This is a genomic window from Candidatus Kurthia intestinigallinarum (assembly GCF_003991225.1).
Lineage (GTDB): Bacteria > Bacillota > Bacilli > Bacillales_A > Planococcaceae > Kurthia > Kurthia populi.
Genome location: NZ_JTFC01000072.1, coordinates 1 through 1,300, shown reverse-complemented (window position 1 = coordinate 1,300; position 1,300 = coordinate 1). Strand labels below are relative to the sequence as shown.

Here is a 1,300-nt window from a genome sequence, read left to right as displayed (position 1 = left end):
ACGTACGTATATACCCTGAACGATCCTTACGGCTCGCATCATATTGATAAGTTAATTGTTTTTCATTCGGGCAGGTATAGCTGTCTGTTTTTTCATTGTATGGCCAATTATTTGTTTTTGAGGGGTCTTGCTGAAACTTCTTCTTTCCTTCTTTGCGATACATATTATAAGTGATAAGAGGGATACGTTCATGTGTTTCTAACACGTTTTGATAATTAACTTCACTGCTGTAACCGGCATCTGCCACAATATATTTCGGTAATTCGAAATACTGGTCCGTAATCGTTTCTAAAAAAGGCGTTAACGTTTTCGTATCTGTTGGGTTAGGGTATACATCATACGCGAGTGTATATTGATTTTCAGTTGCTACTTGTAGATTATAACCTGGCTTAAGCTGCCCATTTTTCATATAGTCATCTTTCATACGCATAAACGTCGCATCTCTATCTGTTTTAGAATAACTGTTTCGCTCACCCATCAATTCTAAGTCTTGTTGATAGACTTTCTTTCGCGTAATCCAATCATGAATTTGTTTCACGATTTGTTTAGGTGTCTTTCGTTGACTACGTAATTGCTTACGTTCTTGTGTGTCATTTGAAGTTTCAATTTTAGCTGTGTAGTCGTCGACTACTTCTTCTACTTTTGATACGATGATTTCAAGTTCTTGAACGGAAAGTTCTTCTTCATTTTCTCGTGCGATGGCTGGGATGACTTGTTCTTCTAACAGTTGTCCGTATAATCGATTTGATTTTTCGATTAAGTTTGTTTGAAACTTTTCAATCGATTTTTTCCATTTGAACGTAAACTTATTGGCATTTGCTTCAATTTTTGTACCGTCAATAAAGATCGCTTGTTGATCAATTAGCTTTTCTTCGACAAGCTGGCAACGGAATTGGACAAAACATTGACGCAGTAATTCCTGCATCTGTGGATGGATTCGGAAACGATTGATTGTGCGATAACTTGGTTCATATCCTTGTGCTAACCATTTCATACGTATACTATCTTTTGTTAAATCTTCAATACGTCGACCTGAAAAGACCGATTGCGTATAACCACACAGAATAATTTTAAGCATCATTTTGGGATGATAAGATGGACAGCCTGTTTCTTGATAAAAAGGAGCGAAAGCTTCTCTCGGAATACTTTCTACGAGATGGTGAATGTGAAAGGCAATATCATTTTTTTTGTAATTTCACTTCTAAATCTAGCGGTAATATGAGTTGATTCATGTTATAATTTTTATACATAAAGAGTCTCCTTTTGGTTGGTTTGGTGTGGTAACTTAATTTTATCAAAA

Annotated in this window: 1 pseudogene; it reads right to left on the bottom strand. The window is 35.8% G+C overall.

What is annotated here, in order from left to right:
- A pseudogene (locus QI30_RS18690) lies at window positions 1-1,250 on the bottom strand (IS1182 family transposase); the annotation flags it as partial.
- Between the last annotated feature and the right edge of the window lie 50 nt (window positions 1,251-1,300).